This window comes from Hymenobacter gummosus (genome assembly GCF_003970915.1).
In the GTDB taxonomy this organism is placed as follows: domain Bacteria; phylum Bacteroidota; class Bacteroidia; order Cytophagales; family Hymenobacteraceae; genus Solirubrum; species Solirubrum gummosum.
Window position 1 is genome coordinate 68,759 of sequence record NZ_RXOF01000016.1, and the last position, 23,160, is coordinate 91,918.

19 protein-coding genes are annotated in these 23,160 nt (G+C 66.7%); 10 read left to right on the plus strand and 9 right to left on the minus strand.

Going from position 1 to position 23,160, the window contains the following annotated elements; all coding sequences use genetic code 11:
• Nucleotides 1-61: 61 nt before the first annotated feature.
• Both EJV47_RS22315 and EJV47_RS22320 read right to left on the minus strand, forming a co-directional pair.
• Entirely contained in the window at nucleotides 62-5,065 is a 5,004-nt protein-coding gene (locus tag EJV47_RS22315) for a reprolysin-like metallopeptidase (RefSeq protein WP_126695428.1), read from the minus strand.
• Nucleotides 5,066-5,193: 128 nt separating this feature from the next.
• Nucleotides 5,194-6,333: an FAD-dependent monooxygenase gene (locus EJV47_RS22320; RefSeq protein WP_165903881.1), complete on the minus strand. Its 1,140-nt coding sequence runs from the start codon at nucleotides 6,331-6,333 to the stop codon at nucleotides 5,194-5,196.
• 290 nt (nucleotides 6,334-6,623) lie between these two features.
• On the opposite strand from EJV47_RS22320, the gene EJV47_RS22325 reads away from it, so the two are divergent.
• From EJV47_RS22325 to EJV47_RS22335, 3 genes are all read left to right on the plus strand, one after another.
• Nucleotides 6,624-7,313, plus strand: a complete 690-nt coding sequence (locus tag EJV47_RS22325) for a hypothetical protein (RefSeq protein ID WP_126695430.1) — start codon at nucleotides 6,624-6,626, stop codon at nucleotides 7,311-7,313.
• Between the two features lie 138 nt (nucleotides 7,314-7,451).
• Nucleotides 7,452-8,216 carry a hypothetical protein gene (locus EJV47_RS28185; protein ID WP_165903882.1) on the plus strand — a complete coding sequence of 255 codons (765 nt, stop codon included), beginning with the start codon at nucleotides 7,452-7,454 and terminating at the stop codon, nucleotides 8,214-8,216.
• Nucleotides 8,217-8,319: 103 nt separating this feature from the next.
• Nucleotides 8,320-8,919, plus strand: a complete 600-nt coding sequence (locus tag EJV47_RS22335) for a hypothetical protein (protein ID WP_126695431.1) — start codon at nucleotides 8,320-8,322, stop codon at nucleotides 8,917-8,919.
• 57 nt (nucleotides 8,920-8,976) lie between these two features.
• Here the strand turns inward: EJV47_RS22335 and EJV47_RS22340 are convergent, their stop codons facing one another.
• From EJV47_RS22340 to dnaK, 3 genes are all read right to left on the minus strand, one after another.
• The gene (locus EJV47_RS22340; protein ID WP_126695432.1) at nucleotides 8,977-9,696 is read right to left on the minus strand and encodes a hypothetical protein; all 720 of its coding nucleotides are present in this window, start codon (nucleotides 9,694-9,696) and stop codon (nucleotides 8,977-8,979) included.
• 211 nt (nucleotides 9,697-9,907) lie between these two features.
• Complete coding sequence (locus EJV47_RS22345) at nucleotides 9,908-10,429, minus strand: hypothetical protein (RefSeq protein WP_126695433.1); 522 nt, start codon at nucleotides 10,427-10,429, stop codon at nucleotides 9,908-9,910.
• Between the two features lie 164 nt (nucleotides 10,430-10,593).
• Nucleotides 10,594-12,546, minus strand: a complete 1,953-nt coding sequence (gene dnaK, locus EJV47_RS22350; protein WP_126695434.1) for a molecular chaperone DnaK — start codon at nucleotides 12,544-12,546, stop codon at nucleotides 10,594-10,596.
• Nucleotides 12,547-12,865: 319 nt separating this feature from the next.
• Here dnaK and EJV47_RS22355 point away from each other — a divergent pair, with 319 nt between their 5' ends.
• From EJV47_RS22355 to EJV47_RS22365, 3 genes are all read left to right on the plus strand, one after another.
• Nucleotides 12,866-13,450 carry a Crp/Fnr family transcriptional regulator gene (locus EJV47_RS22355; protein ID WP_126695435.1) on the plus strand — a complete coding sequence of 195 codons (585 nt, stop codon included), beginning with the start codon at nucleotides 12,866-12,868 and terminating at the stop codon, nucleotides 13,448-13,450.
• A 92-nt stretch (nucleotides 13,451-13,542) separates the two neighbouring features.
• The gene (locus EJV47_RS22360) at nucleotides 13,543-13,914 is read left to right on the plus strand and encodes a DUF4260 domain-containing protein (protein WP_126695436.1); all 372 of its coding nucleotides are present in this window, start codon (nucleotides 13,543-13,545) and stop codon (nucleotides 13,912-13,914) included.
• A gap of 27 nt (nucleotides 13,915-13,941) precedes the next feature.
• Entirely contained in the window at nucleotides 13,942-14,694 is a 753-nt protein-coding gene (locus EJV47_RS22365) for an ATP-grasp domain-containing protein (RefSeq protein WP_126695437.1), read from the plus strand.
• A 32-nt stretch (nucleotides 14,695-14,726) separates the two neighbouring features.
• On the opposite strand, the gene EJV47_RS22370 is transcribed toward EJV47_RS22365, so the two are convergent.
• From EJV47_RS22370 to EJV47_RS22385, 4 genes are all read right to left on the minus strand, one after another.
• Nucleotides 14,727-15,695: an alpha/beta hydrolase gene (locus EJV47_RS22370; RefSeq protein ID WP_126695438.1), complete on the minus strand. Its 969-nt coding sequence runs from the start codon at nucleotides 15,693-15,695 to the stop codon at nucleotides 14,727-14,729.
• On the minus strand, nucleotides 15,692-16,615 hold the full coding sequence (locus tag EJV47_RS28190; RefSeq protein WP_165903883.1) for a pseudouridine synthase: 924 nt from the start codon (nucleotides 16,613-16,615) through the stop codon (nucleotides 15,692-15,694). Before EJV47_RS28190 ends, EJV47_RS22370 begins: the two co-directional genes overlap by 4 nt.
• A 135-nt stretch (nucleotides 16,616-16,750) precedes the next feature.
• Nucleotides 16,751-17,185: a hypothetical protein gene (locus EJV47_RS22380; protein ID WP_126695439.1), complete on the minus strand. Its 435-nt coding sequence runs from the start codon at nucleotides 17,183-17,185 to the stop codon at nucleotides 16,751-16,753.
• A gap of 134 nt (nucleotides 17,186-17,319) precedes the next feature.
• The gene (locus EJV47_RS22385; RefSeq protein ID WP_243651274.1) at nucleotides 17,320-19,398 is read right to left on the minus strand and encodes a VWA domain-containing protein; all 2,079 of its coding nucleotides are present in this window, start codon (nucleotides 19,396-19,398) and stop codon (nucleotides 17,320-17,322) included.
• Nucleotides 19,399-19,612: 214 nt separating this feature from the next.
• Between EJV47_RS22385 and EJV47_RS22390 the strand changes: the two genes are divergently transcribed.
• From EJV47_RS22390 to EJV47_RS28200, 4 genes are all read left to right on the plus strand, one after another.
• Entirely contained in the window at nucleotides 19,613-20,239 is a 627-nt protein-coding gene (locus EJV47_RS22390; protein WP_165903884.1) for a DUF4304 domain-containing protein, read from the plus strand.
• Nucleotides 20,236-20,967, plus strand: coding sequence for a hypothetical protein (locus EJV47_RS22395; protein WP_126695441.1), 732 nt, complete (start codon nucleotides 20,236-20,238; stop codon nucleotides 20,965-20,967). The genes EJV47_RS22390 and EJV47_RS22395 overlap by 4 nt, the downstream gene beginning before the upstream one ends.
• Nucleotides 20,968-21,076: 109 nt before the next feature.
• Nucleotides 21,077-22,237 carry a hypothetical protein gene (locus tag EJV47_RS28195; protein ID WP_165903885.1) on the plus strand — a complete coding sequence of 387 codons (1,161 nt, stop codon included), beginning with the start codon at nucleotides 21,077-21,079 and terminating at the stop codon, nucleotides 22,235-22,237.
• A 44-nt stretch (nucleotides 22,238-22,281) separates the two neighbouring features.
• A complete protein-coding gene (locus tag EJV47_RS28200; protein WP_165903886.1) occupies nucleotides 22,282-23,151 on the plus strand; it encodes an alpha/beta hydrolase family protein in 870 nt (289 codons plus the stop codon).
• The last annotated feature ends 9 nt before the right edge of the window (nucleotides 23,152-23,160 follow it).

Below are 23,160 nucleotides of genomic sequence, written 5' to 3' on the forward strand. Positions count from 1 at the left end.
CAAGCAGAAAAGCCCCGCCGGAGCGCTCCGGCGGGGCTTTTTTACGAATCAGCGCGGCAGCTTATTCCACCACCACACGGCGGGTTACGGGGGCCAGGCCGGGTGCTTCCACGCTCAGCAGGTAGGTGCCCGCCGCCAGGCCCGCGGTGGGCAGGCTGGTGCCCGCGCCGCTGAAGCTGCGCGTAGCCACGGTGCGGCCCACCACGTCGCGCAGGGTGGCGGTGCCGGCCGCTACCGACTTGCTCAGCGTCAGGTTCAGCTGGGCGTGTCCGGTCAGCGGGTTGGGCCACACCGTCAGCTGCAGGGCGTGGGCGGCCGTGGTAGCGGTGGGGCGCTGCGGGTCGAACACCAGCTCGAAGCGGCCGGTAATCACGGCCGAGGCGTTGCTCACCGTGAACTGGTAGCTCGGCTGCTGAGCCAGGTCGATGAGGGCGCCGGTCTGCACGTCGCGCAGGTAGGTGGGCACGGCGGCCAGGTTCAGCAGCTGGGCCACGCTGAGGGTATAGCTGCCCACGGCCGGCACGCCCACGGCCAGCGGCACCACGCGCTGCTGCTGGCCGACGAATGGCGCGCGCCCGTCAATGGCCAGGCGCTGGGTGGCCGAGAGGCTCGACGACAGGTTCAGGCCCGAGGGGTTGCTGAGCTTCACCGCGTCGTACTGGCTGTCGAAGCCGTCGGTAGCGCCCTGCTCGAAGTACACGTACAGGTCGTCGGACATGGGGCTGCTGCCGCTGGGCCGCAGCGTGAGCTGCACAAAGGGCCGGGTCTCGGCCGTGGGGCGCTGGTAGGCGGGGTTCTGGTAGCTGGTCAGGCGCTGGGAGTTGCGGAAAGTGAGCGTGCCGCTGGTGTTGCCGCTGCTCACCCGCACGAAGAAGGCCTGGCCCAGGGGCAGAATGGGGTTGCCCACGTTGGCCGGCGCCAGGTAGGTGCGGTACTGCCCCACGTATGGCCCGGTGCTCTGGTACACGTAAATGGCCCCGTCGAGGCCGCTGCGGTCGGCGGCGGCTACCTGCGAGTAGTCCAGCGGCGCGGGGTAGGGGTTGCCCACCAGGTGCCAGCCGGCGTCGGCGGCCGTGGCGCCGCTGTTGCGGGCCAGGGTCTGCGTCAGGGTGCCGTTGTTGAGCGCGCCGGTGAAGGCCAGCGTCTGGCCGGCGGGAATGTTCACCGTGTAGCCCTTGCCCGCCGGCAGCGCATCGGTCGTCGAGCCCGGCGACACCCAGCCCTTGTCGAAGGCCGAGAGGTTGTTGGTCACCGAAGCCAGGCGGCTCTGCTCGTAGCCGAACACCGTCGGGAAGGGCGTCACGAGGTTGGGCGTGGGAGAGGAGTTATAGGCCGAAGTAACCGTCGGGGTGAAGCCGCTGGTGCTCAGGCTGCTCACCGTAGCGTTGTTCGTCGGGGCCGCTACGTGGCGGTAGCCCGGGCCGGCGTTGACGTCGGGGGCAATGTAGCGCTGGGCCGTAGCCGCGCCGGCCACCACCCCGCCGTTGTTGACCACCAGGGCCGTGCCGTTGGCGTCGGATTCCAGGATGAAGGTGTTGCCCCGGGTTTCCAGCGTGCCATTGAGCGTCAGCAGGCGCCGCGCCGTCGCGCCGGCCAGGGTGCTGAGCAGCGCGCCGTTGGGGCCGATGGTCAGGTTCCAGAACCGCACGCGGCTGCTGCCCAGGATGTTCGGGCCGTTGCTTTGGGCCGCGGTGCCCAGCACCACCGTGCCGCCGGTGGGCAGGAAGGTGCCGTTGCTGATCAGGTCGGCCTGCACGTCCAGCGTGCCGCCGCTCTGGTTCAGCGTGGCCCCGTTGCCGATGTTCAGGCCGCGGGTGGTGGCCGCGCCGGCCGCAATCAGCGGCATGCGCGCCACCCCGCCGGGAATGATGGCGTCGAGGGAGGCGGTGGGTACGCCGGCCGTCCAGTTGCCGGCCGTAAACCAGTCGGTGCTGCTGGCGCCGGTCCAGGTCGTCGAGGTGATGGGGGCGTAGTTGATGCTGAACTGGGGAGCGGCCACGTTGACGTTGCCGGCCTGGTCCTGCGCTACGGCCGCCGGCACGTTCACCGTCACCGGGCCGGCAGCGGTGGGCGTCACCGCGAAGGCGTACGTGTCGCCCGAGCCCGAGAAGCCCGAAACGGTGCCATTGGTCACGTTCAGGTCGCCCGCCACAAAGCCCGTCACCGGTTCGGAGAAGGTGACGGTGAAGGGAATCGGGGAGGTGCTGGTGCTGCTGCCCGAAGCGCCGGCCGTGGAGCTGATGGTCACCGTCGGGGCCGTGGTGTCCACCGTGAAGGTATTGGTGTTGCTGTCCACGCTGGTGTTGCCGGCCAAATCAATGGCGCGGGCCCGCACCGTGTGGCTGCCGTCGGCCAGGGGCGTAGTTGGCGTAAACGTCCAGTTGCCGCTGCCGTCGGCCGTGGTGTTACCCACGCTGCTACCGTCCACCAGGGGCGTCACCGTCGAGCCGGGCTCAGCCGTGCCGGAGTAGGCGGGCGTATTGTCGGCGGTCAGGCTGCCGTTGGCGGGCGTCGTCACCACCGGGGCCGGGGGCGCCGTGGTATCCACCGTGAAGCTGTTCGTGTTGCTATCGGGGCTGGTGGTTTGGCCGCTGAGCTGGGCTGTGGCGCGCACCTGGTGCGGGCCGTCGGGCAGGGGAGTCACCGGGGTAAATACCCAGTTGCCGGCGGCGTTGGTCGTGGTAGTGCCCACGCCGCTGCCGTCAACAATTATCGTGACGGTGCTGTTGGCCGGGGCCGTGCCGCTGTAGGTGGGCGTGTTGTCGTTGAGCGTGCTGCCGTTGGGCGGGGTGCTGACCACGGGCGCGGCCGTTACGGCCTGCGCGGTGCTGAAGCTGGTCGTGGCCGCCGAAGAGGTAGCCCCGCCGGTGCAGTTGCTCACGATGTTCACCGTGTACGCGGTGCCCGGCGTCAGGCCCGCTAGCGTCGCCGGGCTGGCCGTTACCGTCTGCGAACTGCTGGCCGGCGTGGTTGTCACCGTGTACGAGGTGGCCGTGCCGCTGGCCGTGAAGCTTACCGAAGCCGAGGTTTGCGTGATGCTGCCCGCTGCCAGGGCGGTCGGCGCGGTGCAGGCGGGTGCGGCAATGGTAAAGTTGGTGTTCGAAATGTCGAAGAAGTAGTTATCGGCCGCCGCCACCATAATGCGGGCCGTGGTGCTGGTCGTATTCGGCACCGTAATAGCCTGCGAGCCGTCGTTGGCCACGCCGCTGGCCAGGGAAGTGAGGTAGGTCTGCCCGCCGTCGGTCGAGAGCAGAATGTTCACGGTGGCGCAGTTCACGCCGTTGGCGGTAGTGCCGGCCACGTTCCAGGTTATCGTCTGGGTGCTGCCAGCGGTCCAGCTCACGGCCGTGTTGGGCGCCGTCACCAGGAAGGGGCCGGCGGCGCTGGTGACGGGCAGGGCCAGGCTGGCACTGTAGTTCACCCCACCGATGCCGTTGCGCTGGTCGCGGGCGGTGCAGCGGAAGGTGAGCGTGCGCGTCACCGTGGGCAGCCGCTCGTCGCTGGGGATGTTGTTGCTGATGATGGCGGAGAGGCGCGGAAAGGTGCGCGTGGGCGAGCTGGTGGCCGTAAACGAGCGGAACAGCGGCACGTTGTCGTTGGCCACCTGCGGGTCGGTGAGCGAGGCGGCCGAGCCCAGATTCAGCTGCTCCCAGCTGTAGGTCAGCGCGTCACCGTTGGCGTCGGTGGCCGTGGCCGTGAGGCGGAAGGGCGTGGCGATGGGCAGCGTGCGTACGGCCGGGACCGTGACTACCGGGGCCGAGTTGCCGGTGGCCGTAGAGCCGCCGCAGGCCGTGGAGGCAATGAACGTCGCCATTTCCTCGAAGTTGCCCGTGTGGAAGTAGGCGTCGGAGCTGTTCTGCAGGTTGTCGGGGGAGCAGAGGCCGGCGTAGCTCATGATGGTGCTGCCCGAGCCCGGCTCGTAGGCCCGGTTGCTGCTGCGGTTGCCGGCGCAGCCGTTCTGCTCGGAGTTGAACGAGTGGTTGCCGCCGAACTGGTGCCCCATCTCGTGGGCCACGTAGTCGATGTCGAAGGCGTCGCCCACGGGGGCCCCGCTGCCGGTTACGCCCCGGGCTTTGTTGCCCGCCACGCACACCACGCGCAGGCCGGCCAGGCCGCCCGAATTGGTGCCAAACACGTGCCCGATGTCGTAGGAGCCAGAGCCAAGGATGGCGTCGAGGTTGGTCTGGTTTTCCCCGATCATCGCGGTCGGATTGCCGTTGGTGTAGGGGTCGGTGCCGGCGTTGGTATAGATCAGGCTGCTGTTGTTGCCCACCAGTACCAGGCGCACGGCCAGTTCCTTTTCATACACGCCCACCACGCGGTTAATTGTCGTGACGATGGCGGCCTGCGCCAGGGCCACGGTGCCGCCCTGAAACTGCGTGTACTCGCCCGTAGCGGCCACGGCCAGGCGGTAAGTGCGCAGCGTTGGGCCCACCGCAATCAGGGTGCGCTGCGCAAGGCCGCCGGCGCTGGTAGCCGCGGCCAGCCGCTGCGTTTCGGCCTGTTCGGCGGCCGTGGGCCGGAACTGGCACGCCGGCACGGCCCCGGCCGCCGCCCGGTTCATGTCCTGGCGGTAGAAGCTGAGCACGTGCTGCCGGTCGCCGCGCGTGGCCGGTTCGAGGTACACGGTGCCGGCGCCCGACAGGATCTGGGCGTGGAAGCCCTGCGGGGTCAGGTCCAGGCGTACAGTGGCCGTTGGGTCGTCGAGGCCGGTGCCGCGGTAGGTTTTGATCTGCGGAAACTGCGCCGCCAGGGCCGGGGCCATCAGGGCGGTTTCCGTTACGGCGAAGCGCGCGGTGCGGCCGTCGGGCAGGGGCAGGGCCAGCGTGAGCGGCCGGGCCCCCACCTGGTTTTCGGCCGGAGCCGTGGCCAGGGCCGCCTGCAGCCCGGCCGCGTCCAGCGTCAGGGCCCGGCTGTGGCGCAGGGCTGCCGACAGCGCCGAGCGGCCCGCCGCGGCCTCGTCGCGGAAATAAGGCGTGGCCGCCCTACCCTGGGCCTGGGCCCCCGGGCTCAGCAGGGTCAGGCCGGCCGCTAGGGTGAGGGCCCACGAGTAAAGTTTTTGCATAGAAAGCGAAGAGAAGTGGAAGGCTGAAAGATAGAGAGTTGGGTGGGCTTGGAGCGCGAATTGCGGAATTAAAATCCAATGTTTTCCGCACGTTAATCCCATCTGCCCAGAGGTGCCAGGCCCGGCTGCTACTCAGCGTACAGAAACTGCATCTGCCGGGCATTCACGCTGGCGGGCAGGCGGCGCATCACCGCGTTGCGCAGTGCCACCAGCAGCGGGTGGCTCAGCTGCGCCACCTGCCCCAGCTGCCACGACTGCCGCACGATGCGCGTGGTGCGCGGCCGGCGGCGCTGGTCGAACAGGCGGAAGGCGGCTGCCAGGGTAGATTCTTCCTGCAGGCAGCGGGCCAGCATGGCCGCGTCTTCCACGGCCTGCCCGGCGCCCTGGCCCATGTTGGGCGTGGTGGCGTGGGCCGCGTCGCCGAGCAGCAGCACCCGGCCGTGGGCAAACTGCCCGATGGGCTTCAGGTCGATGATGTCGCCCCAAAGCACTTCCTCGGGCCGGGTGAGCTGTAGCAGTTCCGGAATGGGGGCGTGGAAGCGGGCAAAGTGCTGGCGCAGCTCGGGCAAGCCCCAGGCGCGGTACGTCGGGTTCTGGGCGGTCGGGCTGTTGACGCAGGCAAACCAGTACACCTGCCCGTCGGCCAGCGGCACCATGCCGAAGCGCCCGGTCCGGCCCCAGCTTTCGGTGCTGCGCCCGGGCGGCAGCCCTAGCACGGCGGCATCGGTCACGCCCCGCCAGCAGGTGTAGCCCGCGTAGCGCGGCTGCGCGTCGGGCAGCAGCTGCAGGCGGGCGCGGGAGCGGATGCCGTCGGCGGCCACCAAGGCGTCGGCCGTGGCCTGCGAACCGTCGGCGAAGTAGGCCGTGACGTGGTTGGCGGTCTGCTCGAAACGGGTCAGCGCCTTGCCCAAGTGCAGGCACTCAGCGGGCAGGTGCTGGCGCAGCACCCGCTGCAGCTCGGCCCGGTGAATGGCCAGGTTGTCGTAGCCCAGCGGGGCCGTAAAGGCGCGGGTGTCCACGTCGTTGAGCACCCGGCCCCGCTCGTCGAGCAGGCCGATGCCGGTGACGGGGTGGCCGGCGGCGCGCACCGCCGCGTGCACGCCCAGGCGGTCCAGGGCCCGCATGGCGTTGGCCCCGAGCACCACGCCCGCCCCGATTTCGCGCAGCTCCGCGGCGGCTTCGAATACCTGTACCCGGTGCCCGAGCTGCCGCAGGGCCAGGGCCGTGGCCAGGCCCCCAATGCCCGCGCCGCTGATGAGAAATTCCATAGGTCGAATGGTCGATGGCCGAATGGCTGAAATGCGCCAGGGCCGTTTGGTAGGTATGCCAGGCCGTCGGGCCCGCATGATGGCCGCCAACGCGGCCGCAACTTAGCCAGCGGCCGTGGCATGCCCTACCGCATAATCGGGTGAGGCCACCAGCTGGCCGAAGCAAGCGGCGCTAATCCGACTTCCCAGATAGAGAAAAGGGCGGTTCAAAGTGGGAAGGATGGAATTGAACTAAAGAATCGACGCCGGCCGTTGGGGGCGTGTAGCTTCGCTTCGTAACCGTCAGGAATATGATTTTTCTGTTTACTGCTTTACTGGCTGCCCTTCACGGCCCCAGCACCCCGGCCGATGTCACCTCCACCTTCCGGGCCGACATGGTGCCGGCCAAAGGCGTGCGGACGGCCGCTTTCATCCCGACCGGCTGGATGCTGGAAAAGCAAATCAGCGGCGACTTGAACGGCGACTCGCGGCCCGACCCGGTGCTGATGCTGGCCGAGCGCCCCAGCCCCACCGCCCCCGAAGCCAAGCGCGAGCGGGCCTTGGTGGTGCTGCTGTCGGAGCCCAGCGGGCAGTTTCGCCGCGTAGCCGCCTCGGGCACGGCCCTGTACTGCACCGGCTGCTTCGACTCCGACCGCGGCACCAGCGGCACGCCCGAGCTGAGCATCGTGAAGGGCGTGCTGAGCGTGCGCCACATCTCGGGCGTGCAGCAGACGGTGGATTTAACCCAGCGCTACCAGTTTGATAAGGCCACCGACCGCGTGCGCCTCGTGGCCGAAAACCTGCTGCTCAGCAGCCGTCTCAAGCTCGACACCACTGCCAAGCGCACCGACTACCTCACCGGTCAGCAGACGACGGAGCGCATCACCTCCGACCCGGCCGACGCCAGCGGTACCAAGCAGCTCGTCACGCGCAAAGACGCCAAGGTGCCCACCACGCCGCGCTACCTGGAGGAAGTCAACGTGAGCGTGGCCGCCCTGTAAACCGACGTTACGCTTCTCCTATAGCCAACGAGCCGGGCCTTTGGTCCGGCTCGTTGGCGTATATATTGGGCCCCGGCTTTATACCGGCAGCAGCCGGAAGCGCGTTAAGCTCAGCCACAACGCACTTTATAGCTTCCGATGTATTCACGCCTGATGCTGGCGGGCCTGCTACTGCCCTGCGCCGCTACCGCCCAACACCTGGACCTCGGCCTGACCGGCGGGGCGCGCACCAACTACACCGCCGTAGCTGACCTCCAGGGCATACAACCCAGTGGCCGGGGCGCGGCGGGCATGGCCGGGGCGGAGCTGTCCTATACCTGGGCGGCGCAGCCGTTTCGCCTGGCCTTGGGTGCGCAGCTGGGCCAGCTGGTAACGGCGCTGCCGCTGCGGGGCGTGGGTGCCACCGAGCCGGTTACCCAGCTGCGGCTCAGCGTCCGGCAGCTGCAGGTGCCGCTGCGCCTGCATACGCGGCTGCTGCAGCTCGGGCCGGCCTGGGCGGTGCACCTGCTGACGGGCGCCGCTATGCACCTGCACGCGGCCGCCCGGCCCAAGCTCGGCGGCGACTACCAGACCGATACCGAGCCGTACCGGGAGCCGTTTTACATCCACCAGCCCGGCCAGCCCGATGAGCCGTACCGGGTAAGCGTGACCAACCCCTACCTGGTCAACTGGGTGCTCGAAAACGGGCTGGTGGCGAGCTATGCCCCGGGACCCCGCCTGGGCCTGGATTTGGCCGCCGTGTACCAGGCCGGTCTGCGCCCCGCCCAAACGGTGCTGGTGACGACGCCCGGCTCCCGCGCCGCGCCCCCGGTGGAGGTGGGGCGGGGGCGCAACGAGGGCAAAGCCCTGCTGCTGACCCTAACGGCCCGCTACGCGCTGAAAAACTGGGGCGGCGGAAGTTGATTACATTGCCCGCATGCTGCATGGGCTGCTCATCGGAATACTGGGAACGTGCTTGGCCGCGCAAGGGGCGGGTGGCCCCGCAGTGCCCGCTACCGGCCGCCGCGTGGCCGATTTCGTGCCGCCGGGCTGGCAAATCGAGCAGCAGCTGCGTGCCGACTTGGGCGGGGACAGCCGCCCGGATGCGGTGCTGATGCTGATTGAGCCTGAACGAGACGGTGCTGACCGGCGTCGTCTGCTGGTAGTGCTGCTGGCTCGGGGCACCGCCGATTGGCAGCGGGTGGGACTGGGGCCGCGGGTGCTGCTTTGCAGCGGCTGTTTCGGACCACTGGATGGGGCGCCCCGCGTACGGATATTGAATCACGTGCTGCTTGTTCAGCAGGACGGTGGCTCCCGCTACGCCATCGACCGCACCCAACGCTTCCGCTACGAGCCGGCGACGGGCCGCATGCGCTTTATTGGGGAGGAGCGGGACGTGCTGGACCGTCATTCCCTCAGCAACGCGCACTACAGCAGTAACTTGCTGACGGGCCAGCAGCGCATCGACGTCAACGTGCCCGAAAAACAAACCATAACCTCCTCGCGGCGGCGCGCTTTTTCGCTGGCTGCTTGGTATTTGGAAAGCGTCGATAATGAGTGCAACGCACAGGCGTGCTTGCCCTGGCTTCCTGCCAGCCACAACCACTACGATGGCTTGCCGAGATAAGCAAAAAGCCCCGCAACGCGCGTTGCGGGGCTTTTTGGTGGCCCAACATCAACCGGCCTACTGCCGCTCGAAGATGACCTGGTTGATAACCGTCTGGTACACGATGTAGCGCCCGTTCACTTTCCGCTCCTCCACGCCGCAGTTGTGCAGCACCAGGCGTCCGGCCGCGTCCAGCCCCACCTGCGACACGGCCCCGCCGGCTTTGCTGCCGCGGTATAGTAGTAGGTAGCGCTGGTTAATCAGCTCGTAGTTACTGGTGCGGGTTTTGGGCTTTTTGCCGGCGTGACCGGTGTCGGTCAGGCTGAACTTCTGGTCGGTTATCTGCAGCGTGCCGGGCTCCTCGTTGGGCCGCAGCCGGGCCGTGCGGTAGATGCGCTTATCGGTGAAGGACACGGAATCCAGGTGGGTAATGACGCGGTTGGCCACCACCCGCCAGTTGCCCTGCAGCTTGCCCGCGTCGCGCACGACGGTGGCCGTGTCCAGCTGCGCGTGCGGGGAGGCCGAGGGCCGGCACCACCAGGTCTGCACCCCTTCGCGCTGATAGCTCATGCCCATCTGGGTTTTGCGGATTTCGGGCGTCAGCCAGCGTTGGTAGCGGCTGTAGTCGTCGTCCCACTGCGTCATTTGCAGCGAGGGCAGCGCCGTGCAATAGCGCACCGGAAAGCGGACGGTATCGGCGGAGGCGGGCAGCTGCTGGGCCCGGGCGGGAGCCGCGGCCAGCAGCCCCAGGCCCAGCAGCAGCGCCGACGGGCCGTAAAGCGGAAGAATTGTCTTCATAGTGGATTCATGATTAGCGGCAAGATAACGGGGCCGCGGCCAGGCTGGTATCCGGTGGTATGCGAACCGCAAGGCTCAGCCGCCGAGTAGGACCTCCCACCGCGCACAAGCCTCGCTGCTTCGGCGGCAAGGCTCTTTGCTTTTCAGACTGACTGCTAACCGACGGCAAGAACGCAGCTCCGGATGGTGGCAAACCGACGGCGGCCGCGCGCTAAAAGGGCGGTTTCCAGCCAGCGGGCACGGGCTTTTTGCCCTGGGCGTCAAACGACATGTAGCTGGGCAGCGCATCTTTGGTGGTACGCTTGTGCCGGTATGGGAACCAGTGCATCACGTAGGCCGTGTCGCGGGAGTTGCCCGGCGCGAAGTATACCCACCGGGTGTGGTCGACGGAGTCGCCGTCCATAACCGTCATCGGGACGGAATACGTGTAGGACTGCACGGAGCCGTCGGGCCAGTATTCGCGCCAGTAGCCCTGCTGGAAAGAACGAGCGGGATTGGAGTCAGCCATCAGGCGGCCCTTGCGCGTCAGGCGCTTCCACTCCCCGTACGGAGTAAAGTGGTATTTGCCATCCGGACCCACGTTGACGCGCAGCGGCCCCTGGTCGTAATAGTCGCGCCAGACAGTCTGGTAGGCTTTATGCGTCTTGTCCACGATGCCGCCCTGCCGCAGCGTTGCCTTTTCTGCCTTCGTCAGGTGGCGGCGAAATTCGCCGTCCCGATAATTCTCCGGCAAGGGTCGGGAAAGGAAATAGACTCCACCGCCCAGTGCCGCTGCTACTACTATCCAGATCGGCCAGTTATCCATAGCCAGAAAGATACGCGCAAAAGTCTTTCGCAACCACAAAAAAAGCCCCGCAGCGTCGGCTGCGGGGCTTTTTGCTTATCAGGCGGCTGGTATTACTTGCTGCCTACTTCTTCGTAGTCCACGTCCGTCACGTTGTCGTGGCCGGCGCCTTGGCCTTGCTGGCCGTTGCCGCCGGGCTGGCCGCCCTGGAAGCCGCTGGCGTCGCCGCCGGGGTAGCCCTGGGGCTGGCCTTCGCCGCCTTGGGCGTACATTTCCTGCGAGGCTGCCTGCCAGGCGGCATTGATGGCCGTCATGGCCGAGTCGATGCGGGCCAGGTCCTTGCTCTCGTGGGCCGAGCGCAGGTCAGCCAGAGCCGATTCGATGGCCGATTTGTTGCCGGCGCTCAGCTTGTCGCCGTACTCCTTCAGCTGCTTCTCGGTCTGGAAGATCATCGAGTCGGCCTGGTTGACCTTCTCAATCCGCTCCCGCTCGGTTTTGTCCGCTTCGGCGTTGGCCTGGGCTTCCTGGCGCATCCGCTCGATGTCCTGCTCGGAGAGGCCCGAGGAAGCTTCGATGCGGATTTTCTGCTCCTTGCCGGTGCCTTTGTCCTTGGCCGTCACGTGCAGAATGCCGTTGGCGTCGATGTCGAAGGTAACTTCGATCTGCGGCACGCCGCGCGGTGCGGGCGGAATCGAGTCGAGGTGGAACTTGCCGATGGTGCGGTTCTGCGAGGCCAGCGGCCGCTCACCTTGCAGCACGTGGATTTCTACCGAGGGCTGGTTGTCCGAAGCCGTGGAGAAGGTTTCCGATTTCTTGGTCGGAATGGTCGTGTTCGACTCGATGAGCTTGGTCATCACGCCGCCCATCGTCTCGATGCCGAGGCTCAGCGGGGTCACGTCGAGCAGCAGCACGTCCTTCACTTCGCCGGTCAGTACGCCCCCCTGGATGGCGGCGCCCACGGCAACCACTTCGTCGGGGTTCACGCCCTTCGAGGGCTTCTTGCCGAAGAACTTCTCCACTTCTTCCTGGATGCGCGGAATGCGCGTCGAGCCACCCACCAGGATTACGTCGTTGATGTCGGAAGCCGAGAGGCCGGCGTCCTGCAGGGCCTTTTTGCAGGGCTCCATCGAGCGGCGGATGAGGTCGTCGGCCAGCTGCTCGAACTTGGCGCGGCTGATTTTCACCACCAGGTGCTTGGGGCCCGAGGCGGTAGCCGTGATGTAGGGCAGGTTGATTTCCGTCTCGTTCGACGAGGACAGCTCAATCTTGGCCTTTTCGGCGGCTTCCTTCAGGCGCTGCAGGGCCATCGGGTCCTTGCGCAGGTCCAAGCCTTCGTTCTCGGAGGAGAAAGTCTCGGCCAGGAAGTTGATGATAACCTGGTCGAAGTCGTCACCACCGAGGTGGGTGTCGCCGTTGGTCGACAGCACTTCGAACACGCCGTTGTCGAGTTCGAGGATCGAAATATCAAACGTACCACCGCCGAGGTCATACACCGCGACTTTGTGGTTCGAGTGGTCTTTGTCGAGGCCGTAGGCCAGGGCGGCGGCCGTCGGCTCGTTGATGATGCGCTTCACGTCGAGGCCGGCAATGGCCCCGGCTTCCTTGGTAGCCTGGCGCTGGGCGTCGTTGAAGTAAGCCGGCACGGTGATAACCGCTTCGGTTACGGGCTGGCCCAGGTAGTCTTCGGCGGTCTGCTTCATTTTCTGCAGCACCATGGCCGAAATTTCCTGCGGCGTGTACTGCCGGTCGCCGATCTGCACCACGGCGGTGTCGTTGGTGCCGGGCGTCACTTTGTAGGCCACGTGCCCAGCTTCGCCGGAAGCCTCCGAGAAACGGCGGCCCATGAAGCGCTTGATCGACTGGATGGTATTCGTGGGGTTGGTAACGGCCTGGCGCTTGGCGGGGTCGCCCACTTTACGCTCGCCTTTACCGTTATCGAGGAAAGCCACAATCGACGGCGTCGTGCGGCGGCCTTCGCTATTCGGAATTACAACCGGTTCGTTGCCTTCCATCACGGCCACGCACGAGTTGGTCGTGCCGAGGTCAATACCGATAATTTTGCCCATTGTTATGGAGTGGTGAGTAGGGTGAAGGTGTCTTAGTCAAAGAGCCGCCCCGCTCGGAGCGGCTGGCCGGCTGATTACAAGCAGCGTACCAAGCCCGGAAGCAGCCTTTTTGGCTGCCACAATGTCACCGTACGGCAGACTGCCGGGGTGGTTTTGTGACGAAGCAGGTTGTACGGGAGATGCTGACGGACAGATATTCCGGTTCGGCGGATTTTCGGGTGGCTACGCCTGACATGTTTGGCAGACAGGGCAGGCGTCGGGTACCCGCAGAGGTGCGCCGCCGGCGTTGATCTGACCCGGCTGCGCTTATGTTTGCCGCATGAATCCGCTCCGCGCTTATCTGCTGCGCTTCGTGCCGGGACTGACCGAGCAGGAGTGGGCCCCGCTGGCCGCCGCGCTGCGAACGGAGCAGCTGGCCCGGGGCGCCCATTTCGTGCAGGCGGGGCAGTACCGGCCGGTGCTGGCGCTGGTGCTCAGCGGGGCGCTGCGCCTGTATTACCCGCGGCCCGACGGGGAAGAGCGCACCACCTACTTTTTCTTCGAGAACCACTTGCTGGCCGATTATCCCGGCTGCCTGACCGGCCGGCCCAGCCAGCTCAGCATCCAGGCCCTGACCGACGCCGAGCTGCTGGTGTTCGACTACGCCGTGCTGCGCGAGCTGTACGACCGGTTTCCGGTGTACGAGCGGTTCGGCCGCCTCGTGGCCGAGTACCACCTGCTCGGCACCGACGCCCGCCTGACCGAGCAGCTGCTCCTGTCGCCCGAGGAGCGGTACCGGGCCCTGCTGGTGTCGGGCAAAACCAAGATTCTGGAGCGTATTCCGCAGCACCTGGTGGCCAATTACCTCGGCATTACGCCCGTGTCGTTGAGCCGGATCCGGGCCCGGGTGGCGCGGGGCGGGTAAGGTATTTCTTAGCTTTTGTTATCGTCGGCGGGCGGCGGCGGGGCAGACCTTTGGGCGGTTCAATCACCCACGCACAAACACCCCCGAACGCCGTGAAAAACCTCCTGAAAATCGAAGAGCTGGCCGAGCTGCTGCTGGCCGTGGCGGTATTTGCCCACCTGCCCTACGCCTGGTGGGTGCTGCCCGCCTGCTTTCTGCTGCCCGACTTGAGTATGCTAGGTTACCTGGCCGGGCCGCGCCTCGGCGCGCTGAGCTACAACCTGCTGCATCACAAGGCCCTGGCCGTAGCCTGCGGGCTGGCCGGCTGGCTGCTCGGGGCGCCCGCCCTGCTGCTGGCTGGCGTCGTACTCTTCGCCCACGCCGCCTTCGACCGCCTGCTGGGCTACGGGCTCAAGTACCCGACCAGCTTTCAGCACACCCACCTGGGCCGCACCGGCCGCGCCGGAGTGGCGCCGGTAGCCTGAGCCTTAGGCCCGATATTCGTGCTTGCTATGCTGACCCTTCTGTTCCCCAGCCTGCCTTTCCAGCGCGAAGTCGACCCGATGTGGGCCGAGGAATACGCCACCGCCCGGGCCCGCGGCTACGCCGTGGCCCTGTTCGACGCGGAGCAGCCCAAGCTGTACGGCCCGCTTCCGGTGCAGCCCGTGCTATACCGCGGCTGGATGCTGACCGAGCCGGAGTACCGCTGGCTGGAAGGGCGCTGCCCGCTGCTGGTACCGTACGCGCAGTACGCCGCCTCGCACGAGGCCAGCGGCTGGTACGCCAGCATCGAAAGCTTCACGCCGCCGAGCCGGTTTTTGTCGGTGGGGGAGTGGCTGCGGGAGTGGGAGGCCGGCTTTGTTACCGAGCCGCAGTTCGTGAAAGGGCTGGTGAAGTCTTTCGGCGCCGATTCGCAGGTCAGCTCCCTGGCTGAGGTCCGGCAACTGGTGCAGCGGCAGGAGCTACGGCCCGAGGAGGTGCTGTTTGTGCGTGAGTTTGTGAAGCTGGGCCCGGCGCCGGAGCAACGGTTTTTCGCCGTGGGCGGGCAGGTATTCGGGGCCGGTGGAGCTGAGTTTCCGGTCGAGTTGTGGCCCGCCGTAGCCGCCTTGCAGAGTCGCCTGTTCTACACCATCGACGTGGCCCGCACGGTTGCGGGGCAGCCCATCATCATCGAAGTCGGTGACGGTCAGGTATCAGACGTAAAGGAATGGACGGTGCCGGAACTGTACGCAACGGTCATTCGGGCGCTGGCGGCTAGCGTCTGAATGGCCTGTCAGCCCGGCTGAGGGGAGCGGCCTTACTTGTCCGGCTGCTGCAAAAACTCCCAAATCGAGCTTTCCCAGGCCGCTTTGTGCTTGCGCCAGTACGGCTCGTGGCCGCTGCCGGGAAAGTCGCGGCGCTGCTTGGGGCCGGGCAGGGCGGCGTAGATAGCGTCGGTTTCCGCGCGCGTAACGCGCGGGTCGGCGGTGCCCCAGAGCAGCAGGGTGGGCGTCTTGATATTGCGGGCGTAGCGCTCGGCCGAGAGGTCGTAAGCCCAGAAGCCGTGCTGGACGCCACCCCAGAACACCAGCAGGTTGGCCATCGGGAACGGCGGCACGCCCATGGCGCGGAAGCGGTTGTTGGCCGTCTGCAGCATGCTGCCGTAGGGGCACTCCACGATGTTGGCGTCGGCCTGAACGCCCAGCTCACTTTCGGCCCGCAGAATGGCCACGGCGCCCATGCTCACGCCGTAGAGTACCAGCCGGGCCTCGGGCTGCCGCTCGCGCAGCCATTGCGCCACGGCCTGCACGTCGGCGGCCTCCCGGTAGCCCACGGTGGTGCGGTAGCCCTCGGAGGCGCCGTTGCCGACAAAGTCGGTGAGCAGCACGGAGTAGCCGAGCTGGCGGAAGTAGGCCGCCTCGGTGAGCAGGTGCGACTTATCGGAGGTGTAGCCGTGAAACAGTGCCACCGTGCCCTTGGCCTCCTCCGCCGGACTGTACCAGCTGGCCAGCCGGCCGTTGGGGCTCTGGATGCTGACGTCCTGAAAGAAAAACGCCGGGGCCTTGCCGTTGCGGGGCTTGGGGTTGCGGATGCCCGTGGTCAGTACCCACAGCTTCTGCGTGAAGCTCAGCTGCTCGGGGTTGGCCGTGTGCTGGCCGGGCTCGGCGGAAAAGTGCGTGAAGCGCCAGGCGTGGTTGAAAGCCACCACGTTGACGGCCACGACCAGCAGTAGCCCCGCCAGGCCTAGCCAGAGGCGCCACCGGCGCCGCAGCCCCGCCCGGCTCATTTGCCGCGGCGCGGTGGGCGGTCCGAGGAGGACGCCGGCCGGCCAGTTGCGCCCGCCGAGCGGCCGGTGCCACCGGTTTTGCCGCCCGTACGGGCTGGACCAGTGCCGCCCGTGGGTTTACCGCCCCGCGGTGCGCTGCCGGTCGGGCCGGCGCTACGGCCGGTACCGCCCGCCGAGCGGCCCCCCGAACGGCCACCGCCTTTCGGACCGCGGCCGGTAGCTGCTTTTTCGGCGGCACGGCGGGCGCGGGCGGCCTTCTCGGCGGCCACTTTCTGCTCGTAGTTGGGGTCGTACGGCACGAAGTTCTTGCTGCGGCGGGGCGGGGCGGTTTCGCCGGGCAGCGCGGCGGCGGTCAGGCTTTTCAACTCCTGCACTTCGGCGCTGCTCAGCTCGCGCCACTTGCCGGGCGTGAGGTCTTTCAGCGTGAGCGAGGCAATGCCGGCGCGCACCAGGCGCAGGGTCGGGAAGCCCACGGCGGCCGTCATCTTGCGCACCTGCCGGTTCATGCCCTCCGAAATCTTCAGCTCCAGCCAGCTCGTCGGGATGTTGGCGCGGAAGCGCACAGGCTTGCTCCGCTCCCAGAGGCCGGCGGGCGGCTCGGGCAGCAGGCGCACCTCGGCGGGCGCGGTGAAGCCGTCCTTTATCTGCACGCCGCGGCGCAGCTGTTCCAGGGCTTCCTCGGTCGGCTCGCCCTCCACCTGCACCCAGTACGTTTTGGGCACCTTGTAGCGCGGCTCGCTCAGCCGAAACTGCAGCTGCTTGTCGTCGGTGAGCAGCATCAGGCCCTCGGAGTCGTAGTCGAGGCGGCCGACGGGGTACACCTCGGGCACCTGCACCAGCTGCTTGAGGGTGGCGCGCCCGGCCTCGTCGGTAAACTGGGGCAGGACTTCGAAGGGCTTGTTGACGAGCAGGTAGCGCATGGGGGGATGAGGTGATGGGAGGATTGGGCGACACGCGGCGGCGCCCACCGTTGGATGGATTGGCAAGCCGGCCGCCGCGCGGGCATAATCCCCGGATGGTACCCGGAGCCGCAGTTAAACGACGAACGGGCAGGTTTAGTCCAGCCAGGTGTCCACGTCCTTGCGGATGGAGTTGGAGTCGCCGGCCAGCACAAAGTTCCACCCTAATTCGATAGCCTGCACGGCCCGCTGCATTTCGGCCACCTCCGCCGGGGCAAAACCGGCTTCCGTGGCCATCCAGGTGGTGTATTTACGGCCGGTAGTGAGCAGCGAATTCAGAGCGTATACCAGCGGCCGGTCCAGGGTTGGGGCCTTGGCCGCGTCGTCGGTGTCAGCGGGTTTTTCGCCGTTCAGGTGCTGATTCACCGCTTCCAGGCAGGCCAGCACGTCGTCGGCCAGGGGCTGCACCGGGCGGAAGGCTTTTTTGTCGCTGATGAGGTAGAGCACGTACTGGAAGTCCTCGGCGGTGGGCTTCTGCTTGGAGAGGCCCGCGTGGCGCAGGAGCTTTTCGAGGGCGGTGGGGTAGTCCATGGGTGGTCTGGTTCTGGATGATTTTCTCGCAGAGGTGCGCGGAGGTATGCGCAGAGGTACGCTGAGTCGTTCAACGGCCTCTGCGGACCTCCGCGTAAACCTCAGCGAACCTCTGCGAGAAATAAATAACGCGGTCAGATGCTGCCCGAGTACCGCCGGATGGCCCACTCAGCCGAGGCTAGCAGCACCAGCAGCACCAGCAGCCAGGGCTCGTCGATGAGGTCTTTCAGCTCCTCCTGCGAGTAAAGCACCGGCTTGAACTTGGCCTGCAGCAGCTGCTGCTCCAGCTGCGCGAGCTGCTGCGGATAATACAGGCGGCCGCCGCTGCGCTGGGCCAGCTGGTAGAGGGTGTTGTGGTCGGCGTGGGCGGCGCCGGCTTCCAGCTGCTGCTCCTGCACCAGCAGCTCGCCCTGATCCTGCTGGGCCTGGCCGGCCACGGTGGCGCGGGCGGTGTAGCGGTACACGCCGCCGGGCAGCGGGCCCAGGCGCAGCGGCCCGCCGTTTTCGCGGTTGGTGAAGGTGAAGTTGCGCGGGCGGTTCTGCTCGTCGGTGAGGGTGAGGGTAATGCGCTGGTCGTACACGCGCTCAAACACCGCGTTGTAGGTTTCGGCGCCCAGGGTCACGTCGTCGCTCACGTTGAAGGCGTCCTGCGTGGGGTACACGTCGAGGCGCTTGCGGCGCGCGTCCTGAGTAAGCAGCTGCAAGAGGCGCGTGACGAGCCCGTCGAAGGCCGGGGCGGCTTCGGTGGGGGAGCTGGCGGCCTCGTGCAGGCGCCACTGCCAGGCGCCGTCGGTGAGCAGGGTGGCCTGGCGGCGGCCGGCGGCCCCGGCTACCACCAGCAGCGGGCGGGCCGTGCGGCTGCGGCCCTGCTGCTGGCGCAGGACGACTTCGGTGCCGCCGCCGAGCTGGGCGTCGGCGGCGGCGGTGGGCACGGCGGGGTAGTCGGCCACGCGGGCCTGGGCGTCGGCGTCGAGGCTAAAGCGGGTGAAGTTGGGGTTGACCACCGGCGAGACTTCGGCCCCGGCCCCGCCCGACAGGCGCAGGCCGGTGCCCAGCGCATTATAGGCGGCCAGATCCGACTGCGGACCGAGCACGAACAGGGCCGGCAAACGGCGGCTGCGCACGTACTGCAGCACCTCGCGCCCCTCGCCGAAGCGGCTGGGCAACTGGTGCAGAATGGCCACGTCGTAGTCCTGCTGGGCGCGCAGCGGCAGCAGGCCGGGCAGCACCAGCGTCACGTCGAAGTTGTCGTTGGTGAGCAGGGCGGTGCGCAGGGCTTTCAGGTCGGGGTGGGGGGCGGCGCCGGCCAGCAGCACCCGCAGGCGGCCCTTCACCACCTCCACGTAGGCGTTGCGCACGTTGTTGAGCGGGGTGAACTCGCCGGGCTGCTGCTCTACCACCACCTCGTAGCGGTGCTTGCCGGGCGCGGTGGCCGTGAGGGTGAAGCGGGTGCGCTGCAGGCGCAGCTGCGGGTTCAGCGTGACCTGCTGCCGGGCCAGCACGCGGCCGTTTTCGCGCAGCAGCACCGTGGCCGTACCGCCCTGCGGAAAGCCGTCGTAGCCGATTTCGGCCTCCACCGGAAACCGGTTGCCGGCGAAGACCACGCGGTTGTAGCGCACGTCCGTCACGCGCAGGTCGCGGCGGGGCAGGGTGTCGCCCAGGGCCAGGGCGTACACGGGGTAGCTGAAGTCGGCGTAGACGGGCGGACGGCCCTGGTTGGCCAGGCCGTCGGAGGCCAGCACCACGGCGGCCAGGTTGCGGCCCTGGAAGTCCTGCTGCACGCCGCTGAGCAGGGCGTCGAGGTTGGTGGCGCCGCGGCGGAAGCGCACCTGCGCGGCCCGGGCCGGTGCGGCCGTATCGAGGGTGCGCAGCTGCACCTGGTAGCCGGCCTCACGCAGGCGGCTGGTCAGGCCGTCGAGGCCGCCGAGGGTGCCGCGCAGGGCCGCCGAGTCGGTGGAGTACAGCGGCACGGAGCGGGAGTCGTCGAGGGCCAGCACCACGGTGGGCGCCTCGCGGGTGGTGGTTTGGCGCCGGAAGATGGGGCCCAGCAGCAGCCAGCACAGCAAACTCACCAGCACGAAGCGCAGCGCGGCCAGGCCCAGGTTGACGGCCCGGCTCCAGGGCGCCTTTTTCGAGTAGAGCAGAGCGGCATAGCCGGCGCCTACCAGCAGGCACAGCAGCAGAAACCAGGGAGAATAGGCAGTAGTCAGCAAGAACTGAGGATCAGCGGATGAAGGAACCTAAGAACCCCGCGGTGGGCTAAACAGTTGCGCGGGGCGGCCAGGGAGCGGGGTGTGAAAAGCGAAGGTAGAAAGTTGGCGGCGGGGAAATAGCGGGTGTTGCCAGATAACCCCGCCGCAAATCGAGCCGGGCCCATAGCCAATATCTTTGATGCTGGTTTTGGTGCAATCCACCGATGCATTGCCGATGACTTCCAAAGAATATCTGAATCAGCTGGTCAAAGACTTGGTTAAGCCTGCCCTCCGCGCCGAGGGCTTCAGCACGGCGGGCACCACGTTTCGCAAGCCGGAAACTGGCTTTGTCAAAGTCTTTAACCTGCAGCACAGCCAATTCAATTACGCTAATACCGCTTCGTTTTACCTGAATTTGGGTCTGTTCTTTCCGTACTCCTACACCTCATTTATGTCGGATTGGATGCGAGAAGATGTTGATACACCGCCGCAGCCGCGTATCACCGACTGCCAGCGGAATTTCCGGGTTGATGCACTGACCAACCAACCGGAAGTTTTGCTGATCGACGATTTCACCGACCGGGACGCGTTTGCTGAGCGGTTAAGGGTATTGATTTGTGATTATGCGCTGCCCTATTTCCGATATTTCCAGCAGGTGGAGGATTTCCTAGAGGTCAACGATGGCGTCTACGGGCAGCAGGCTGACGAGCTGCCCCTGGCGCACGTAGTCATTGCCTTACATGAGCTGGGCCGCCGCGCCGAAGCCCGGGAGCTGCTGCGCCGCCTAGTTGAATCTGAACAACCGGCGGACCAGCTGCAGCGGCTGCAGCGGGCCGCGCAGCGTCACGGCATCGACGTATGAGCGCGCATCTGCAGCAGGCCATCGAGCAGCTTTACCATGTCTTCGCTCGCTACCCGCTCAACCCCGATATGGAAGGCAGCCCGCTTTACGCTTACCTGGACAAATGGAACCGCGACTTGGCCGCCGAGCCATTACGGGAACTGAGCGCCGACGATTTGGTCATCTTTTATTTCAAGGCCATGACCACCTGGGGCGATGTGGCCGACTTTAAGCACTTTCTGCCGCGCATTTTTGAGCTGTTGACCAGTTTCCGAACCTACTGGGAGGAATGGGTAGCCCTCGATAAGCTTAACTATGGCTGCTGGCGTGCCTGGCCGCAGCAGGAGCAGGAGGCCGTTCTGAGCTACCTGCTGGCCTTCTGGGATTATCTGCTAACTACTCCTGACGAACTGGCCGATGTCTTCTGTGGGAATTATTTCGAGGCCATTGCCAACGTCTACCCCGATTTACCGGAACTGTTGCGGCGCTGGGAGCAGGCTCCAACGGTCGGGCTGGTACGGCTGGGCTACTTTGTGAGCAACAACTTCGAGGAGTGGCTGAAAACACAACGCCTGTCGGCCTTCGACCAGCACGGTAAGCTGGGCCCCGCCGTGCTGGCCTGGCTGGCTACCGATACCGTGCTGGTACGACTGCAGGCGGCTCGTGCCACTGCGCCTGACGACTTTCAGGCCGAGGTATCCGAAGCGGTGCAGCTCCTGACGGATTACCGACGGCAGATAATCCGTTGAATCCCCGCCCCCAGGAGAGTACAGGCGTGCCCCGCTGCCCAACATTTCCTAGTTTTGTTTGGGCGGCCCGCGCTTATTCTCGACCTACTACCCCCGGCCGCCCGCTCACATGAATAAAAGCCTGCTGGCTACCCTCGCCACCCTGGTGGCGCTGCTTTTCACCGTGCCCGCCCGCGCCCAGGGCCGCATCGTGCGCGTCCGGCTCAACGACGGCGCGGCCACGCTCAACGGCAACCTGCCCAAGGACTACACCGACCGCACCTTCATCAAGGGGCTGGCCATGTACCGCAACAAGATTGAGGATTTGGCCGGCTGCCTCATCCTGCTCGAAGACAAGGACAAGGCCAGCATCATCGGCCAGTACGTGCGGGCCGGGGAACCGCCCTTCAAGAACCAGGCCTTGTCGGACGTGCTGTACAGCTCCAAAATCAGCGCGGCCTTCAAGATGAACGGCAGCTACATGGTGGCCTCGGTGGCGGCCACGCACTCCTCCATCGTGGAGCTGATTGTGACGGACATCAACGGGGTGCTGGTGCCCGAAACGGCCATTCCCTACCTCGACATCTGCCGGGCGGCCAAAAACGTGGCCCCGGAGCTGAAAAAGCGCATCTACTACATCCGCTCGGCCAAGCTCACCAGCGTGCACAGCCGCGCCTTCCAGGAAATGAGCGCCGAAACCGGCCTGACGGGCACCGTGTTCAGCGCCGGCGGCAAGGTGTACGGTAGCTCCGACCAGTTCAAGACCGACTACGTGGTCAGCGTCGACCTGGTGAGCCTCACCAACCTGCTGCTGACCAAGAACTGCGACAACGTCATCAGCAGCAACGAGCTGGCCGCCCGCCAGCAGGCCGACCAGGCCCGGCAGCAGGCCGACCGCGCCGAGCAGGAGCGCCGCCAGAAGGAAGCCGAGCTGAAATCGGCCAAGGCCGAGGCCGAGGAGCTGAAAAAGAAGGTGGCCGAAATCCAGGAGACGCTGAAAAAGCAGGCCCACACCACCGACGAGTACAAAACCCAGGTGGAGGCCATGCGCCGCGACCTGGTGGCCGCCCAAGCCCGCGTGAACCAGGTCAACATCGAGTTCAAGCAGGTGGAAAACAACACCAAGGTGGTGCTGGCCAACTCCGAGCAGCAGCAGCAAACCCAGCAGGCCGCCCAGGCCACCGCACCCGCCCCGCTGGTGCAGAAATCCGACGTGGGCGTGATTACGGAGGTGAAAAACCTTTCGGAGGAGGAAGTGAAGAAGATGGGTTTCAAGGAAGTCAAGCCGTAGAAAAAACCGTCTTAACCTTTAAAAGCCCTATCCCGGTGCTGCGCGTGCGAAATACCCTTCTGACCATTAGCACCGCCTTGGCGCTGCTGGGGGGCTGCCAGCCGGCTTCCCCCGATACCCAGACATCGTACCACCAGCAGAAGGCCGCGTTTCATACCCGGCTGACCAAGACCGGCCCGGCGCCCCAGGACTACGAAGAGCTGCGCAGCGACGCCGACGTGTGGCTGGTGAAGTACCCCGCAGGTTCGTGGCAGCTGAAAGGTCTGCTGGCCCGCCCGAACGTGGACAGCAGCCAGCGCCGTCCGGCGCTGGTGTACCTGCACGGCGGCTTCGCGCTGGGCGCCGGGGATGTGGCCGCCTGCCAGCCGTTTCTGGACGCGGGCTACGTGGTGTTTGCGCCGGCGTACCGGGGCGAAAACGGCAACCCGGGCCACTTTGAGCTGTTTTGGGGCGAAGTCGACGACGCCAAGGCCGCCGTGCGCTGGCTGGCCCGTCAGCCCTACGTCGACAGCACCCGCGTCTACGCCTTCGGCCACAGCATCGGTGGGGGCGTGGCGGGGCTGCTGGCGCTGGAATCGGGCGTGCCTATGCGCTTCAGCGGGGGCAGCGGCGGCATGTACGAAGCCAGTTTTGCCGGCTGGGAGGAGATGCTGCCCTTCGACCCGAACAAGCCCGGCGAAGGCCGGCTGCGGGTGCTGCGCGACCAGCTGCCGCTGTTGCAACACCCGCACTACGCCTACCTGGGCACCGCCGACGAAGGCTTCGGGCCCGAAATACCGGAGCTGCAGCGGCTGGCCGAAGGCACGAAACTGACCGTGGTGCCCACGCCGGGCGACCATTTCAGCAGCCTGGAGCCCGCCATGCACCAGTTTCTGCGCCTCATCGACGCGCAACAGCCAGCCCCGGTTAAGTAACTGCTTCAT

Excerpts from the sequence above, each read along its gene's own strand:
- EJV47_RS22315 (WP_126695428.1), bottom strand. The coding sequence starts at position 5,065 with ATGCAAAAACTTTACTCGTGGGCCCTCACCCTAGCGGCCGGCCTGACC.
- EJV47_RS22320 (WP_165903881.1), bottom strand. The coding sequence starts at position 6,333 with ATGGAATTTCTCATCAGCGGCGCGGGCATTGGGGGCCTGGCCACGGCC.
- EJV47_RS22325 (WP_126695430.1), top strand. The coding sequence starts at position 6,624 with ATGATTTTTCTGTTTACTGCTTTACTGGCTGCCCTTCACGGCCCCAGC.
- EJV47_RS28185 (WP_165903882.1), top strand. The coding sequence starts at position 7,452 with ATGTATTCACGCCTGATGCTGGCGGGCCTGCTACTGCCCTGCGCCGCT.
- EJV47_RS22340 (WP_126695432.1), bottom strand. The coding sequence starts at position 9,696 with ATGAAGACAATTCTTCCGCTTTACGGCCCGTCGGCGCTGCTGCTGGGC.
- dnaK (WP_126695434.1), bottom strand. The coding sequence starts at position 12,546 with ATGGGCAAAATTATCGGTATTGACCTCGGCACGACCAACTCGTGCGTG.
- EJV47_RS22355 (WP_126695435.1), top strand. The coding sequence starts at position 12,866 with ATGAATCCGCTCCGCGCTTATCTGCTGCGCTTCGTGCCGGGACTGACC.
- EJV47_RS22365 (WP_126695437.1), top strand. The coding sequence starts at position 13,942 with ATGCTGACCCTTCTGTTCCCCAGCCTGCCTTTCCAGCGCGAAGTCGAC.
- EJV47_RS22370 (WP_126695438.1), bottom strand. The coding sequence starts at position 15,695 with ATGAGCCGGGCGGGGCTGCGGCGCCGGTGGCGCCTCTGGCTAGGCCTG.
- EJV47_RS28190 (WP_165903883.1), bottom strand. The coding sequence starts at position 16,615 with ATGCGCTACCTGCTCGTCAACAAGCCCTTCGAAGTCCTGCCCCAGTTT.
- EJV47_RS22380 (WP_126695439.1), bottom strand. The coding sequence starts at position 17,185 with ATGGACTACCCCACCGCCCTCGAAAAGCTCCTGCGCCACGCGGGCCTC.
- EJV47_RS22390 (WP_165903884.1), top strand. The coding sequence starts at position 19,613 with ATGACTTCCAAAGAATATCTGAATCAGCTGGTCAAAGACTTGGTTAAG.
- EJV47_RS22395 (WP_126695441.1), top strand. The coding sequence starts at position 20,236 with ATGAGCGCGCATCTGCAGCAGGCCATCGAGCAGCTTTACCATGTCTTC.
- EJV47_RS28195 (WP_165903885.1), top strand. The coding sequence starts at position 21,077 with ATGAATAAAAGCCTGCTGGCTACCCTCGCCACCCTGGTGGCGCTGCTT.